This window comes from Pseudarthrobacter raffinosi, from assembly GCF_023913835.1.
GTDB classification, from domain to species: Bacteria; Actinomycetota; Actinomycetes; order Actinomycetales; family Micrococcaceae; genus Arthrobacter; species Arthrobacter raffinosi.
The window spans coordinates 53,215-68,855 of sequence record NZ_JAMXBG010000019.1 but is presented as its reverse complement, the minus strand read 5'-3'; the positions used below and the strand labels follow the sequence as shown (position 1 = coordinate 68,855).

The 15,641-nt window shown below is 65.6% G+C and carries 16 protein-coding genes; 6 read left to right on the top strand and 10 right to left on the bottom strand.

Translation table 11 applies throughout. The features are described from left to right. Genes NG697_RS16935 through NG697_RS16910 form a run of 6 tightly spaced genes read left to right on the top strand, consistent with a single transcriptional unit; the run spans window position 1 to window position 3,978 of the window. On the top strand, window positions 1-606 hold the full coding sequence (locus tag NG697_RS16935) for a 3-phenylpropionate/cinnamic acid dioxygenase subunit beta (protein ID WP_252609652.1): 606 nt from the start codon (window positions 1-3) through the stop codon (window positions 604-606). Continuing rightward, on the top strand, window positions 603-941 hold the full coding sequence (locus NG697_RS16930; RefSeq protein ID WP_252609653.1) for a hypothetical protein: 339 nt from the start codon (window positions 603-605) through the stop codon (window positions 939-941). Before NG697_RS16935 ends, NG697_RS16930 begins: the two co-directional genes overlap by 4 nt. 16 nt (window positions 942-957) lie before the next feature. Then, window positions 958-1,152: a ferredoxin gene (locus NG697_RS16925; protein WP_252609654.1), complete on the top strand. Its 195-nt coding sequence runs from the start codon at window positions 958-960 to the stop codon at window positions 1,150-1,152. Continuing rightward, window positions 1,152-2,384 (top strand): NAD(P)/FAD-dependent oxidoreductase, encoded by a 1,233-nt coding sequence (locus NG697_RS16920; protein ID WP_252609655.1) that lies wholly within the window; start codon window positions 1,152-1,154, stop codon window positions 2,382-2,384. Before NG697_RS16925 ends, NG697_RS16920 begins: the two co-directional genes overlap by 1 nt. Beyond that, the gene (phtC, locus tag NG697_RS16915; protein WP_252609656.1) at window positions 2,384-3,130 is read left to right on the top strand and encodes a 3,4-dihydroxyphthalate decarboxylase; all 747 of its coding nucleotides are present in this window, start codon (window positions 2,384-2,386) and stop codon (window positions 3,128-3,130) included. The genes NG697_RS16920 and phtC overlap by 1 nt, the downstream gene beginning before the upstream one ends. 56 nt (window positions 3,131-3,186) lie before the next feature. Beyond that, window positions 3,187-3,978, top strand: coding sequence for an IclR family transcriptional regulator (locus tag NG697_RS16910; protein ID WP_252609658.1), 792 nt, complete (start codon window positions 3,187-3,189; stop codon window positions 3,976-3,978). A gap of 381 nt (window positions 3,979-4,359) precedes the next feature. Here the strand turns inward: NG697_RS16910 and nboR are convergent, their stop codons facing one another. The 10 genes from nboR to NG697_RS16860 all read right to left on the bottom strand — a co-directional run bounded on the left by nboR (window position 4,360) and on the right by NG697_RS16860 (window position 15,617). After that, window positions 4,360-4,968 carry a nicotine blue oxidoreductase gene (nboR, locus tag NG697_RS16905; protein WP_252609660.1) on the bottom strand — a complete coding sequence of 203 codons (609 nt, stop codon included), beginning with the start codon at window positions 4,966-4,968 and terminating at the stop codon, window positions 4,360-4,362. Window positions 4,969-5,051: 83 nt separating this feature from the next. After that, window positions 5,052-7,817 (bottom strand): pyruvate dehydrogenase (acetyl-transferring), homodimeric type, encoded by a 2,766-nt coding sequence (aceE, locus tag NG697_RS16900; RefSeq protein WP_252614717.1) that lies wholly within the window; start codon window positions 7,815-7,817, stop codon window positions 5,052-5,054. A 209-nt stretch (window positions 7,818-8,026) separates the two neighbouring features. After that, window positions 8,027-8,758 (bottom strand): maleate cis-trans isomerase family protein, encoded by a 732-nt coding sequence (locus tag NG697_RS16895; RefSeq protein WP_252614715.1) that lies wholly within the window; start codon window positions 8,756-8,758, stop codon window positions 8,027-8,029. 7 nt (window positions 8,759-8,765) lie between these two features. Further along, window positions 8,766-10,211, bottom strand: coding sequence for an amidohydrolase family protein (locus tag NG697_RS16890; protein ID WP_252609666.1), 1,446 nt, complete (start codon window positions 10,209-10,211; stop codon window positions 8,766-8,768). Window positions 10,212-10,221: 10 nt separating this feature from the next. Beyond that, window positions 10,222-11,028, bottom strand: a complete 807-nt coding sequence (locus tag NG697_RS16885; protein WP_252609667.1) for an aspartate/glutamate racemase family protein — start codon at window positions 11,026-11,028, stop codon at window positions 10,222-10,224. Then, window positions 11,025-11,708: a GntR family transcriptional regulator gene (locus NG697_RS16880; RefSeq protein ID WP_252609668.1), complete on the bottom strand. Its 684-nt coding sequence runs from the start codon at window positions 11,706-11,708 to the stop codon at window positions 11,025-11,027. Before NG697_RS16880 ends, NG697_RS16885 begins: the two co-directional genes overlap by 4 nt. A 102-nt stretch (window positions 11,709-11,810) precedes the next feature. After that, the gene (locus tag NG697_RS16875; RefSeq protein ID WP_252609669.1) at window positions 11,811-13,160 is read right to left on the bottom strand and encodes an MFS transporter; all 1,350 of its coding nucleotides are present in this window, start codon (window positions 13,158-13,160) and stop codon (window positions 11,811-11,813) included. A 369-nt stretch (window positions 13,161-13,529) separates the two neighbouring features. After that, window positions 13,530-13,871: a hydroxyisourate hydrolase gene (gene uraH / locus NG697_RS16870; protein ID WP_252609670.1), complete on the bottom strand. Its 342-nt coding sequence runs from the start codon at window positions 13,869-13,871 to the stop codon at window positions 13,530-13,532. Then, window positions 13,868-14,365 carry a 2-oxo-4-hydroxy-4-carboxy-5-ureidoimidazoline decarboxylase gene (uraD, locus tag NG697_RS16865; protein WP_252609671.1) on the bottom strand — a complete coding sequence of 166 codons (498 nt, stop codon included), beginning with the start codon at window positions 14,363-14,365 and terminating at the stop codon, window positions 13,868-13,870. Before uraD ends, uraH begins: the two co-directional genes overlap by 4 nt. Window positions 14,366-14,645: 280 nt before the next feature. Continuing rightward, window positions 14,646-15,617 carry a matrixin family metalloprotease gene (locus NG697_RS16860; protein ID WP_252602900.1) on the bottom strand — a complete coding sequence of 324 codons (972 nt, stop codon included), beginning with the start codon at window positions 15,615-15,617 and terminating at the stop codon, window positions 14,646-14,648. Window positions 15,618-15,641 lie beyond the last annotated feature (24 nt).

Here is a 15,641-nt window from a genome sequence, read left to right as displayed (position 1 = left end):
ATGAGTGTTGAGGCAGCAAAAGAACGCAACGGCAAGACCCTGTCGGAACAATCTGTTCTCGGCGGGCATGCTTCGCGAACACAGCGGACCGGAGAGTCCCTGCCGTTTAGTGACGGACTCCATCTGGAGGCGCACCGCTGGCTGGTCGATGAAGCCTATCTGCTGGACGCCCAGGATTATGACGCGTGGATGGCACGCATAGCTGAGGACGTGCACTACCTCATGCCGGTCCGCGTCACCACCGCCCTCGGTGCCGGCTACAGCACTTCTCCCGGTATGGCGCACCTGGATGAAAACAGGTACTCCCTAAGCCGCCGGGTTGCGCGTTTCGCGACCGAGCACGCCTGGACTGAAGATCCTCCCTCGCGGCTGCGCCACTACGTCACCAATGTCCGCACGTTCCGCACCCACCATCCCGACGAAATCATCGTCGATTCAGCCGTTCTGCTGTTCCGCAGCCGCGGTGACGTGCGTGAAGCCGCCACCGTGTCCGCCGGGCGGGAAGACCTTCTCCGCCGAACCGCCACAGGGTGGGAACTTGCCCGACGCACCATCATGGTCGACGAGTCGGTCATTCGGATGCAGAACCTGGCCATATTCCTATGAAAATCGGCTGGGAAGGCGAAGAAGAGGATCGCCTTGCCGCCATCCGGGCGGCACAGGAGATGGGTCGGCTTGAAGCGCACGTGACCGGCACTCCGATCGTGATCGCGAATGAGTTTTCCGAGGTCCAGGTGAGCCGGGTCGAGACACGCAACGGCTCGCGGCTGATGATCAAGTCCCCGCGCTCCGGCCAGTGGGTCTCCTTGTGCCCCCTGGAGCTGGAGTCGCTGACGTGGCAAGCGCCGGCAACGTTCTCTGCCATGATCGGGCACCCGTTCGGGCCGCTCATTACCGAGGATGAGCAACCGCCGCAGAACAAGAAGAACACCAACACCTAGGCCAAGGAGTTTGACCATGCCTGTCGTAAAAGCAGACCTGCAGGCCTGCCAAGGCTACGCTAACTGCGTTGTCGGAGCCACCGACTACTTCGATCTGGACGATGACGGAATCGTCGTTCTCCTCAAGACCGAGGTGCCCGAGGCCGACCGTTCCCGAGTCACCGAGGCCGCCCGCAGCTGTCCGGTGTCCGCACTTGTAGTGGAGAACTAATGAACACGACCACTGTCATCGTCGGCTCCTCCATCGGCGGGGTGCGTGCTGCACAGTCCCTGCGTCTGGAGGGCTACGAAGGGGAAATTATCCTCGTCGGTGAAGACCCGGAACTTCCCTATGACAAGCCACCGCTGTCTAAATCGGTCCTCGCAGGGAAGGCGGAGGAGTCATCCATCCGCCTTCTCACGCGCGAACAGGCGGAGGACGCCGGGATCCAGTTGCTCCTTGGGCACGCCGCCACCGGCATTGACGTCGCCGGAAACCTGCTGCAGCTCCAAGATCACGAACCCGTACGCTTCGATCATTTGGTGATCGCGACGGGCGCCTCGGCCCGCCCCTCGCCATGGGGCCAGCGGCCCGGTATCCATGTTTTACGGTCGCTCGATGATGCCCGGAAGCTGCGCACCAACCTCCTCAAGGGCGGGACGCTCGCCGTGATCGGCGCCGGGTTCATCGGTGCCGAGGCCGCTGCCACGGCACGCTCCCTCGGGCTGGAAGTCACCGTCATCGACCCGCTCCCCATCCCCATGAGCCGCATCTTCAACCCCGAAATCGGGCATTGGTTCGGAGACCTCCACCGCAACAACGGCGTCACAACAATCTTCGGCACCGGGGTCGAGTCCATCGACGGCGAACAGGGCTCCTTCACCCTCCGGCTGACTAACGGTGCGAACGTCGAGGCTGCCACCGTGCTGGTTGGGATCGGCGCGGTTCCCAACGATGCCTGGCTCGGCGCCTCGGGGCTCCTGGTGGACAACGGAGTGGTCCTCGACGAGTACTGCAGGGCCGTGGACGCCCCCCACATTTACGGCGTCGGCGACGTCGCGCGCTGGCGGCACGAAAAGCACGGCGAGGACATCCGGATCGAGCACTGGACGAACGCGGTGGAACAGGCCGCCTGCGTCGCCTACAACATCACCCACCCGCAGAGCCCCCGCGCCTACACCCCCGTCGAGTACGTCTGGAGCGACCAGCACGACTGGAAAATCCAGGTCGTCGGACGCGTGGGAGGAAACGCTGAGCACATCATCATCGGCCATCCCGAATTACACGGCCGCTTCGCCGCCCTGTATACCACCGACGGAGTGAACCTGCGCGGTGCCGCGATCGTGAACTGGCCCAAAGCGCTTCTGGCCTGCCGCCGCGGCATGGGAACAGGGGTCACCATCCAGGAACTGCGAGAGAAACTAGAACCGCTGCTGGACCCCCAACCCCTGGCGGCCTCCTGATGCGGGCGAGTCAGCCGCCCGTAACCCATGAGGAGCACAGGGAAGCCATCGCCTTGGCCTGCAGGGTGCTGGCCCACCGCGGTCTGGCCGACGGAATTTTGGGTCACATCAGTTTGCGAATGGCCGAGAATAAGCTGCTGGTCCGGTGCAGGGGCCCTCAGGAGCGAGGACTCGCATACACCGAAGCCCGTGACATCAGACTGGTGGACCTCGATGGCAATCCGGCCGCCGAAGGTGAACTCGACGGGGGATACACCGTCCCCAACGAACTTCCACTGCACACCGAGCTGCTTCGACGCCGCCCGGATATCAACGCCGTCGTGCACGCGCACCCCCCGCGGGTCGTTGCCGCCGACCTCGCCGGGCTCAGAGTCAGGCCCATCGTCGGCGCGTTCGATATTCCGGGCACCCGCCTCGCAGCAGGCGGGATACCCATATACCCCCGGGGCGTCTTGGTGAGGAACCACAGGCTTGCCGGTGAAATGATCGATGCCATGAGCGGACGTCCCGTGGTGCTGCTCCGTGGCCACGGGCTGACCAGCGCCGCCCCTACGGTGGAACAAGCGGTTCTCCAGGCCATCAGCGTCGACACCCTGGCAGGGCTGGCACTTCAAGTAACGGCAGCCGGGGGACAGCTTCAAGACCTCCCCGACACCGACATGGCAGAACTTCCGGATCTCGGCGGGTCCTTCAACACCGGAACAGCCTGGAGGCACGAACTCGCCAGACTGGGCATTGACCCGTGACGATGACCAACCCTGAAGCACGAACCGGGCCGCCGCCGCTAGGTACCATTAGTAGCATGCAAACGAGAGCGTCAGAGGACGTGTCGAAGTACGGTCCTCCTCCGCAATACCCCATCGAGTCTGTCGACAATGCCCTCCGTCTCCTCCTGCTGTTCGAAACCCAGCCCAGCATCAGGTTGACCGATGCCAGTAACTACTTGGCCGTCGCATCCTCGACCGCGCACCGGCTCATGGGCATGCTGCTTTACCGCGGCTTTGTGCGGCAAAACCCTGCCACCAAGGCCTATGAGCCGGGTCAAGCATTGGGCTCCATCGCGTTCGCCATCAGGCGCCAGATCGACGTCCGGACCTTAGCCCGCCCGGTCTTGGAACGGCTATTTAAGGAAACAGGGGAGACCGTCCACTTCGCCAGGCTCGAGGGAACAGACGCGCACTTCCTCGACGCCATCGAAAGCTCACGGGCGGTGCGCGTCGGGTCCCGTCAGGGCCGGACGCTTCCCGCCAACTGCACCGCCACGGGAAAAGCCATGTTGAGTCGGCTCAGCGATGAACAGCTGCGGATGCTGTACCCGCAGCTGGAACTCCCCGGCCTGACCAAAGCCTCGATCACGTCCCGGGCCGACCTGGAAGTGGCTCTGGAGAAGATCAGGCACACCGGTTACGCAAGCAGCCACGAAGAAAGTGAAGACGGCGTAAATTCGGTCGCCGTCGCAATAACCGGTCCGAGCGGCGTACTTTACGGAATTAACGTCTCCGTTCCGGCCCATCGCATGTCCGACCAGCTCCGCGTCGAACTCGGAGCCATGCTTCAGAGCATCGCTGAAGAGCTGCAGGGCCTGCTGATCTAGCCACGCACTTCTGCCTCGCCTCACTTACCTGACGAGCGCTACCTGCCACAGAGGGTCCAGGCTTGCCCGCATTGACCGCATTGACCGCAGAACGGCGCGAATCGCCGTTCGCAGCTGTTGAACGGCGCGGACATCATCTATATCACCTACAGCGCTCGGGTCCCGGGCCCGGGGATTGTCACACGCTTGGCGGTACCCAACAGTTGGCTGCCCGGGACATTCTTGAGAATAGTAGCTAAGAGGTTTAAGACCGGGCCCCGCAATATCACGGTTGGGAATCTTCTGCCAAGTCTCTGGCCGTACTACTGGCAGGTACGGGCCGCTGAGATACGGCTGACGCTTCTGCCGAAGCGGCAGGCGGGACGAAAGAGGCCCGGACCGCTAATCGAGGAGGTGCAGCTGTTCGGGGGTGTCGAGGTCTTCGCCCCCGGAGAGGTCGGTGCAGTCCACGAGGTCTAGCAGTTCCGGGTGGGCCTGGAGGAAACGGCGTGCCCCGGCGTCGCCCGTTGCCGTTTCCGCGGCCTCAGCGCGGAGGCTGGAATCCAGGAGCAACGGATGTCCCCGCCGGAGTTTTCCGTCGGTGCCGCGGTAGGCGGCCGCCGTCACCCGGCCAGGCCTATGGGATGCCAGCAACCGGGCGACGGTCTCGGTGGTCAGGCCGGGCTGGTCCACCAGCGCGATAAGCACATGGTCCTCCGGGGCTGCCGCGGCAACTCCCGCCCGGAACGAGCTTCCCATTCCGGTGGCCCAGTCCGGGTTGTCGATGACCCGGTGCCGGCTGAGATCGGTGGCTGTGCGGACCGATTCCGCGGCCGCGCCGAGCACCGTCACCACTTCCCGGCAGCCGCCCGCGAGCAGCACATCTGCCAGCACTTCAACGAGCGTGCGGCCCTGGAACCGGAGCAATGCCTTGGGCCCGAGCCCCAGCCGCGTCCCGGCGCCGGCGGCAAGCAGCACCGCCGTCGTGCGTTGTTCGTCCAGGTCAGCCATCGCCCCAGCCTATCCAGCCACATGACAGTTGACGGCAGTGTTCCACGGGAACACTGCCGTCAACTGTTGTCTGGATGAGGGGGTCAGGAGTCGCCTCCGGCGCCTCCGGTGGTCCCGGCGTTGACGTCCAGGAGCTTGTAGCGGTCCATCGCGTAGGCGGGCACGCCGCCGTCCACCTCTCCGCGCGAAGCGAGCAGCTGCAGGGTCTTCACCACAATCGAGTGGGTGTCGTTCTTGAAGAAGCGGCGGGCTGCCGCGCGGGTGTCGGAGAAGCCGAAGCCGTCGGCTCCGAGCGAGGCGAACTGGTGCGGGAGGAACTGGCGGATCTGGTCCGGGACGGCCTTCATGTAGTCGGTCACCGCCACCACGGGCCCCTGTGCATCGGCGAGCTGCTGCGTGACGAACGGTATGCGGGCGGGCTGGCCCGGGTTCAGGAAGGCGTCCTCCTCCGCGGCGAGCCCGTCCCGGCGCAGTTCGTTCCAGGACGTCACGGACCAGACGTCCGCGGAGACGCCCCAGTCCTCGGCGAGGATCCGCTGGGCATCCAGGGCCCACGGGACGGAGACGCCGGAGGCCAGGATCTGGCTCTTGGGCCCTTCGATACCCGACGCCGACACCCGGTAGATGCCTTTCAGCACACCGTTGACGTCGAGGTTCTCTGGTTCGGCCGGCTGGGAGATCGGCTCGTTATAGACCGTGATGTAGTACATGAGGTTCTTATCGGATGCCGGTCCGGTTCCATCGCCGCTTGCGGCCGGCCCGTACATACGCTCGATGCCGTCCCGGATGATGTGGCCCATCTCGTACCCGTACGCAGGGTCATAGGTGAGGACGGCCGGGTTGGTCGAGGCCAGGATCGGGGAGTGGCCGTCGGCGTGCTGGAGGCCTTCACCGGTCAGGGTGGTGCGGCCGGCGGTGGCGCCGATGATGAAACCGCGGGCCATCTGGTCCGCGGCGGCCCAGAAGGCGTCGCCGGTGCGCTGGAAGCCGAACATGGAGTAGAACACGTACACCGGGATCAGCGGCTCGCCGTGGGTGGCGTAGGCGGTGCCGGCGGCGGTGAACGCTGCGACGGCGCCTGCCTCGTTGATGCCGGGGTGGATCAGCTGGCCCTGGGCGGATTCCTTGTACGCGAGGACCAGGTCCCGGTCCACAGAGAGGTAACCCTGGCCGTCCGGGTTGTAGATCTTGGCCGTGGGGAAGAACGCGTCCATGCCGAAGGTTCGGGACTCATCCGGAACGATCGGGACAATGCGGTGTCCGAACTTCTTATCCCTGAGCAGGTCTTTGAGCAGGCGCACGAAGGTCATGGTGGTGGCGGCCTGCTGTTTCCCCGAACCGCGCTTGGCAATCTCATAGGTTTTGGGGTCTGGCAGCTCCACCGGCGCGTGGTCCGGCCGGCGTTCGGGGACGAAACCGCCGAGGGCGCGCCGGCGTTCCATGAGGTACTGGATTTCGGGGGAGTCCATTCCGGGGTGGTAGTACGGGGGCCGGTAGAGATCCGCGTCGAGTTGTTCGTCCGTGATGGGGATGCGGAGGTGGTCGCGGAACTTCTTCAGGTCATCGAGGGTGAGCTTTTTCATCTGGTGGGTCGCGTTGCGGCCCTCGAAGTGGGGTCCGAGTCCGTAGCCCTTGACCGTTTTGGCCAGGATCACGGTGGGCTTACCCTGGAATTCGGTGGCTGCCTTATACGCGGCGTAGACCTTGTGGTAGTCGTGGCCGCCGCGCTTGAGGTTCCAGATCTCGTCATCGGACAGGTCCGCGACCATGTCTTTGGTCTGCGGGGTCTTGCCGAAGAAGTGCTCGCGGACGAATCCGCCGGATTCTGCCTTGTAGGTCTGGTAGTCACCGTCCGGGGTCTCGTTCATGATCTTCACGAGCGAGCCGTCGGCGTCCTTGGTGAGCAGGTCATCCCACTCCCGGCCCCAGACGACCTTGATGACGTTCCAGCCCGCGCCGCGGAAGAACGCTTCGAGTTCCTGCATGATCTTGCCGTTGCCGCGGACGGGACCGTCCAGGCGCTGGAGGTTGCAGCTGATCACAAAGTTGAGGTTGTCGAGCTTGTCGTTCGCGGCGAGCTGGAGCAGGCCGCGGGACTCGGGCTCGTCCATTTCGCCGTCGCCCAGGAACGCCCAGACCTGCTGGTCACTGGTGTCTTTGAGGCCGCGGTTGTGCAGGTACCGGTTGGACTGGGCCTGGTAGATCGCGTTCATCGGGCCGATGCCCATGGACACCGTGGGGAATTCCCAGAAGTCCGGCATGAGCCGCGGGTGCGGGTAGGAGGAGAGCGCGTGGCCTTCCTTGGACTTTTCCTGCCGGAATCCGTCCAGGTCCTCCTCGGCGAGCCGGCCTTCCATGAACGCACGGGCGTACATGCCGGGGGAGGCGTGGCCCTGGAAGAAGACCTGGTCACCGCCGCCGGGGTGGTCCTTGCCGCGGAAGAAGTGGTTGAAGCCCACCTCGTACAGGGTGGCGGCCCCGGCGTACGTGGAGATGTGCCCGCCCACGCCGATATCGGCCCGCTGCGCCCGGTGCACCATGATGGCCGCGTTCCAGCGCAGCCAGGCCCGGTACTTCCGCTCGATCTCCTCGTCCCCCGGGAACGCCGTTTCCTGGTCCACCGGGATGGTGTTCACATAGTCCGTGGTGGTCACCATCGGCACACCGACGCTCTGCGCGCCGGCGCGCTGCAGCAGGCTCCGCATGATGTATTGGGCACGTTCCGTGCCCTGTTCCCTGATCAGTGCATCCAGGGACTCAGCCCATTCGGCGGTCTCTTCCGGATCACGATCAGGCAGCTGGTTTGTCAACCCGCTGAGGATATGGGAGGTATCTTCTCCTGCAGCCACGTCCAACCTCTTTTCATCGTTGAATAGTTGGCTCAAGTTTTCGTTCTGTGAGAAAACTTTATTGCATCTCGAGATTATCTAGGCGACGATCCGCGCGTCAAGGCGAGCGGACGGTCACATTTGGCTGCTAACGGAGCCACAAGCAACGCGGGGTCGGATATGGCCCACTAAGCCGCCCAGAATCGGCCGTATCTGACCCCGCGTTGCTTTCAGGCAGACGTGAGGAGCCTGCCCCAGCGCGGGTCCAGCAGCGGTGCGCCCGCCATCCTGAGGCAATGCCAAAGCGTTACGGCCACCGAGTCCAGCACGGGAACGCCGGTCTCGGCCTCAATTTCCGCGGTGATGTTGGCCCCGTAGAGGTTGGTGCAGAGGTAGATGATGGCGTCCGGCCTGGTCGCGGCAAGCTCCAACGATCCGGGCCGCATTTCGGCGTCGGAGACCCGGGCGAACGACTCGTTGTCGCTCAGGCCAAGGAACCGGTGGTCGAGAGTCTTGATGCCGTCCCGTTGGTAGGACGCCACGATCTGTTCGTTGACGTCCCCGGTGTACGGAGTGAAGAGCCCGATGCGTTCGGTGCCGTAGGTCCGGAACGCTTCCATGTACGCCAGGGTGGACGTGGTGGCCGGGATGTCCGTGGCGTCCGTGATTCCCTCCACGAGCCGGCGGTCATGGTCGGCACCGAGCCAGGAGCCGGAGGTGCCGTTCCAGGCGATGACGTCCACGTCGGCGGTGGCGAGGAGTTCGGCGGCCGAGCGCATGACCACGGCGTCGAACTGCTTGTCCGAGGATTTATCCAAGGCAATCCGGGTGACCGGGATCCGGGCGAAGTGGATGGTGACGTCGTCACGGTCGCCCAGGATCCGGTAGCTTTGCGGCTCCAGGCAGGTATTGGAGGACGGCACGATCATGCCGATGCGGGTCTTGCGTGCTTGGCTTGGCATGGGGTTCCTAACTGGCGGCGTAGACGGCGGGGCGGGATTCCTGGGGCCAGGACAGGGCGTCGCGGTGTTCGGTGAAACCCTTGCGGGCCACGAAGCGGCCCACGGGACCGGGGTCGTGGAACCCGTCGCTGTCCACCACCACACGTCCGGCGGAGACGACGACGGCGGGCCAGCCCGTGAGGGTCCGGCCGTCGAACGGGGAGAAATCAGTGCCCATGTGCAGGGCGTCGCCGTCGACGGTTCGTTCCTCGACCGGATCGAAGATGACCAGGTCGGCGTCGAACCCGGGGGCGATGGTTCCCTTGCGGGGAAGGGCGTTGATGCGGGCCGGGCCGGCGGCGAAGACCTCGACAAAGTCCTCCACCCGTGCTCCGCGGGCTCCTTCCATCAGGGCGGTGAAGGTGACGGGCATCCGGGTTTCGACGCCCGGGAGTCCGTGCGGCATTTCGCGGATGTCGTCCGGGCGCTCCCGCTTTTGTGTGAGGTCGTAGCAGGAGTGGTCGGAGGCGACGGTGTGGATGGCGCCGTCGGCAAGCCGGTCCTTCAGCGCGGCCACGGTTTCGGCGCTGCGCATCGGCGGGCAGCAGGCGTACCACTCCGGCATCACCGATCCGTAGACGCTGTCGTCCAGGGTCAGGTAGTGCGGGCACGTCTCGGAGTAGGCCTCCTGGCCGCGCTCGCGGGCCTCGGTGACCAGATCCACGGCTCCCGGCGTCGACTGGTGCACAAAGTAGACAGGGGCGCCGGTGTATTTGGCCATGGCCAGCGTTTCCTTGACCGAGACCTCTTCGGCCAGTTCGGGCCGGGTGCGGTGCAGGTGTTCGACGCCGATCCGTCCGTCGTCGGCGTGCTGCTGGGTGCAGTCCGCGATGATGGGGTCGTGTTCGGCGTGGATATAGGTGAGGCCGTCCAGGCGGACCATCTCGCGCATGACCTTCAGGATGGTGTCCCCGTCCGCCATGGTGGTGCCGCGGTTGGTGGTGTACATCTTGACGGACCGGACACCCTCGGCGGCGAGCTGTTCCAGCTGCCAGGGAACGGTTTCGTCCCAGCTGACCACGGAGCCGTGCAGTGCCACGTCGCAGCGCGATTCGGCGGCCAGGCGCTTCTTGTTCAGGACGGCGTCCAAGGGGGTTTCCTGGGCGTCGCGGGGGATGCCGAAATCGATGATGGTGGTGGTGCCGCCCCACAGCGCTGCCGTGGAGGTGGTGCGGTAGTCGTCCAGCGTGCGGAAGCGGCCGGTCACCTGGGCAACGTGGCAGTGTCCGTCGACGCCGCCGGGAATCACCAGCTGGCCGCTTGCGTCCACGGTGCGTGTTGCCGCGGGCACGGGCTCCGAGGCGTCGAGCAGCTGCACGACGCGGCCGTCGTGGACCACCACGTGCGCGGTCTGCCGGCCAAAGCTGTTGACCACGGTGCCGTGGGCGATGACGAGATCTGGGGTGTGGGACATCGTTGTCCTCCTACTTCTGGGTGGCGGGCTGGGCGGCCGAGGCAACGGCGGCGTTCGACTGGGCGGCGGCGTTCTGCGCGGCGGCCAGGGCGGCGTCGAGGTTTTCGGACAGTCCGCTGCGGCGCTTGACGGGCGGCGGAGCAAAGGCGCCCTGCCGGTGGAAGCCGGACTGCAGGGCAACCACGGCTTCGGTCATCCGGATGCCGGCGGAGATGCCGTCCACCACGGGAACGGGGATCTGTCCCTCAAGTTCGCGGGCGAGCCCGGCGAGCGGGGCACCTGCCAGGATCACGACGTCGGCCCCGTCCTCCGCGACAGCCTGCCGGCTGAGTGCCAGGAGCGTGTCCTTGAAGTCGGCCTGGACGGAGCCGATCGAGTTGAGGCTCTGGTTGATGGAACGGATCGAGGCCAGGCGGCCGCCGAGCCCGAAGTGCTCAACGCAGTCCCGGTACCATGCGGTGATGCGGTCCGAGATGGCGATGATGGAGAAGCGCTGGCCCTGGAGGGCGGCTGCGCAGAGGGCGGCCTCGGTGATGCCGATGACCGGCACACCCATCAGTTCCTTGAGGGCCGGCATGCCGGGATCGCCGAACGCCGCCACCACGACGCCATCCACCTGGCCGTGATACTCGGCGATGATTTCGGCGACGGCGCCGGCGGCGATGAGGGATTCGAAGCGGGTTTCGATGTACTCGACGCCGTGCCCGGCGGTCCGCACGAGCAGCTCGGTGTCCGGCCCGGCCGAACGCACGGCCTCGGCTTCGATCAGCGCCGTGACGTCGGCACTGGTGTTGGGGTTGATGACCAGGAGTTTCATGGTTTTTTCCGATGCAGCTTGGGCTCGGCGGCGGTGGAGTCTTCGGGGAACTGCTCGCGGTACTTGCCGATGTGCGACGCCGATTGGGCGGCGGCGCGTTCCGGGTCGCCGCTGGCGATGGCGGCGTACAGGTCACGGTGTTCCTGGATCAGTTCCGGGAGGTCGCTGACGTGGCGGAAGAGCCAGTGCATGCGGCCCTGAAGGGGTTCCAGCGCTGAGCGGAGAAAGTCGTTGTTGGCGATGCGGGTGATGGCGTCGTGGAATTCGCTGTTGGCGCGGTGGGCTTCCAGGATGGATCCCTTGGCGAGGCAGCGGTCGGCCTCGTCCAGCAGGCCCTGGAGATGTTCGAGGTCCTGGGCCGTGGCGCGGGCCGCGGCCAGCCGGCAGGCGAGGACCTCAAGGGACTGGCGGACGTCAAAGAGGTCTTCCACATCCTTGGCGCTCAGTCCGCTGACCTCCATGCCGCGGGAAGCGCGGTCCCGGATCAGGCCTTCCTGGCGGAGCATCCGGAGGGCCTCGCGGACGGGAAGGCGCGAGACGTTGAATTCGGCGGCGAGGTCCCGCTCCACCAGCCGGGTGCCGGGCGCATAGTGGCCTTCGAAAATCCTCGTACGGAGCGTGTCACGCACGGTCTCCCGGAGGGGGCGGTCCGTGTTGTTCGTGTCTTCTGCGATAAGCAATTCTGGCTCCATTCGTGGTTCTTCAGGCAGTGCGCCCGGCGTTCCCGGCCGGTGTCCGGCCTTTCGGCGGTACAGGCCGTCGGGCCGGCCCGGTCAGGCGAGTTAGACCGGGAGGCGCTTGTTGTAGTTCAGTGTCAGCACGGAGACGCCCATGATGACCGCGGATCCTACAAAGTACAGCAGTGCCCAGGTGTAGGAGCCCGTGGCCCCGACAATCAGGCCTACCACAATCGGGGTGACGAAGCCCGCGATGTTGCCGCTGAAGTTCATGGCGCCGCCCAGGACGCCGGCATTGGTCCGGCCGCCCAGGATGGAGGGGATGCTCCAGAAGAGGCCCACCCAGCGGAGGAAGAACATGACCACGGACAGCAGGACTACCGCCGTCGTCGGATCCGCCACGATGGTGACGCCTACCAGGCCGCCGATGACCACAACGCTGGAGATGCCCAGCAGGGTACGCATGACCAAGTTGGCCGAGGCGCCGGAGTTGCGCCACTTGTCGGCGATGTGGCCGCCCAGGATTTCACCGACGAAGCCGGCTCCGAAGATCACGAAGGTGGACCAGCCGATGGTCTTCAGGTCGAAGCCCTTGGCCTGGGCGAGGTAGAGCGGGCCCCAGGTGAGCAGGCCGTAGAACACACCGTTGAAGCCCAGCCAGCCGAAGCACATGGCCCAGAAGGAACGGAACTTCAGGTACGGGAGCAGGGCGCGCTTGCCCGAGGCGCCTTCCTTCGCGGCTTCGGCATCTTCCGCGGTGTGCGAGGCCTCAATGTATTCGGCCTCGGCGGCGTTGACGCCGCGGTGCTGGCGCGGGTTGTCCCGGACGTACCACCAGACGGCCAGACCCATGAGGACCGTTGCGGCGCCGGCGATGATGAACGCCGTGCGCCAGCTGCCGGTTGACGCGATGAGCCCGGCGATCAGGATGCCGCCCAGACCGGCCCCGAGGGGGGCGCCGGCGTCCAGGATGGTGGCGCCGCGGCCGCGTTCCGACTTGTGCATCCAGATGGCGTTGAGCTTGCCGCCGGCCGGCATCACGCCGGCTTCGGTGACGCCGATGCCGAGCCGGGCGATGAACATGCTCAGGAAGCCGCCGGCCAGGCCGGATGCGGCGGTTGCCGCACCCCAGCCCACGCAGGAAGCCGTCATGACCTTGCGCGGACCGAACTTGTCGATCAGCCAGCCGACCGGGATCTGCATGAGCGCGTAGGTCCAGAAGAAGGCTGAGAGTAGGAGGCCCACGAGCTCGGGGGCGAGATTGAATTCCTTCTGGATGATGGGGAGGGCCACCGAGATGGAGCCCCTGTCGATGTAGTTGACGGCGACGAGGACCAGCAGGAGCAGGAACATTTTCCAGCGGACGTTGGTGCGACGTTGCACGCCGTCCTTGCCGGTTTTGCCGGTTTTGTCGTCGGGGAGCGGTACGGCGGTTTCAGTATTTCGAAGAGACACAACTTCTCCTTTGCAGAGAGGGAGATTGCAGACGGGAAGAAAGGCTTGAGTGTTCGCGGGGCAGGAGGCCGCTGGTGGGGCGTCCTGGAGCCTAAATCCGGAGAAGCCGGGCTATGAACTGCGGCCTGGGATCCGGATCGCGATCTTTTGGGATCCCAATTTGGGATCCCAAAATTTAGAATAGAAGTGACCCGTGCCACTGTCAAGGAATTTGTTCCGTTATGGCCCACCCGGGCTAAATCACCGATTGTGACTGCGGCGGGTGTGTGGATCCTGCCGGCGGGGCGGGACGATCGGCGCGCGAAAGGGCCCGCGGCGACGCCGCGGACCCTTCCTGTCGTCTCAGTTTTCCGGCAGGGGCCGGTGAGCTCAGCTGCCCCGGTACGTGGAATACGCGAACGGGCTGAGCAGGAGCGGCACATGGTAGTGGGCTTCCGATTCCAACACGCCAAACGTGAGGGTCACCTCCGGGAAGAACGTTTCGGTGCCGGTGGTGGCGTAGTACTTGCCCGTGTCGAACGCCAGGCGGTAGGTCCCCGAAGGCAGCCGGTCCGGTCCCAGCTGTTTGATGCGCCCGTCCGCGTCGGTGGCACCCCCGGCGATCCGGACCCAGCTCTCGCCGTCGAGCACGTGGAGGGTTACCGGGACCTCGGCCGCCGGTTTTCCGGAGCCTGTATCGAGTACATGGGTGGTGACGTGGGAGGTGCTCATCTGCCCATCAGTCCTTCGAGTCGGAGCAGTGCGATTTCCCGCAACTGCTGGCCAATGATTGATTGTTCTGCTTCGGGGGTGTGGGCGAGCCTGGTGTTGAGGGCGGCCAGGATCTCCTCGCGGCTGCGGCCGGCGGCGCGGATCAGGAACACCTGTCCGAACTTCTCCTCGTAGGCCCGGTTGCCTTCCGCCAGGGCCTCGGCCACGGCAGCGTCGGCCACGCCCAGTCCGGCCTGTTCCGACTGGGACAGCTTCGCTTCCGCGCTGTCACCCGGCGCCCGCTCGCCGATCCGCGGATGGTGGGCGAGGGCCGCTTCGATCTCCGCCGGAGTGAAGGGGTTGGCTGCGCCGCCGCCCGCCGCCAGGAGCGCGTCGAGGCTGGAATAGGGTCGCGCGTCGGCGAGCTCGTCGATCCAGCGTTGGATGTCCAGGCAGGGGCGCAGGAAATCGGCAGCCTCCGGGCGGCCGGCCGTGTTGAACTGTTCAAGGTGCATAAAACAGATCCTCGTGTTTTGATGCTGGCATCCACGGTGTAGGGCTATGCGGATACTTAATTCCGCATCATGGAACTGTTATTTCAGCATATGCAAAAGTCAACCGCACGCACCGGCGGGTGTCAACTGCCGTGACGCTGCTTGGGTGATGCCCCAGCGGAAGGGGTAGCGCCCCCAACAGAAAGCGGACGACGGCGGGAGGTCCCGCCGTCGTCCGCTGACGGGCAAAGTCCGCTGACCCGCAATACGGTCAGCCGCCCCGCCGTGCTTACGCTCGGGGTTACAGCCGCGGGACGCACTCCCCGGTTCCCAGCAGCGCCAGCCCGGCGCGGTCGCCATCGCCGAAGTCGAACTGCCCGCTGTTTTCCTCATGCATCAGTTGCGTGGGATCGTCCACGTGGTCCAGCCCCAGGACGTGCCCCAGCTCGTGCATGATGATGGCGCGGATGTGGGCAGGACCCTCCGGCCAGGTCAGTGTTTCCGCGAGGCCCGGCGCATCGAGGGTCACTTGGCCGGCGACGTACACATAGGGCTCGCCGGGAATATGGGCGTAGGCGCTACCACCGGTCCCTGCAACCTTCCCTGCCAGCTTGGGTGTTTCCGCCGGGGACGACCACGCAATAAGAATCGGCGCCCACTGCTTGCCGTAGCGCGCCGGCTGGTACGCTTCGCGGGCTTCGGATGGCGCCTCGGACGTGGTTCCGTCATCCACGAACTGCAGCCCCGAGGCCGCGGAAACTGCGGACACGGCCTCCTCGATAAGTACGTCTGTTCCTGGCGGCGCATTGTCTGGCCGGACCACGTAGTGCAGCGGACGGCAGGGGTCATAGGCAACAAAGGCCTGGCCCGGGTCCGGGGACTTCTGCAGGACATAGGCGGTGGATCCGCTGGTGGCTGGCGGCAGTCCGAGCGGGGCTGATGCGGCCTCAAACCCTGGTGGCGGCACTTTGGCGCCCGGCAGGTGGGGCATGGCTGCCGGCAACACAAACCGGTCGAAGAGGGTCGGCGTGAAATAGAGACCCACCACCAGGGCGATGCCCAGGACAGTGGCGGTGCGCGATCTCCACTTGCTCCCGCGGACTTTCCGGCGGTGGACGGTCCTCTTGGCCGAGATTGGCGAGATGGGGGCACCGCGCCACGGCTCGGGCGCTGGCGGCTTGCCCAGTGCCTCATCGATTGCCCACTGCGGAATGCGCCCGCTGGGCGAACGGCGGATGCGGGGAAACTCCCTGTCGCCAGAACCTGATTCCAACAGTTCCCCCTTGCGCTGCCGTGC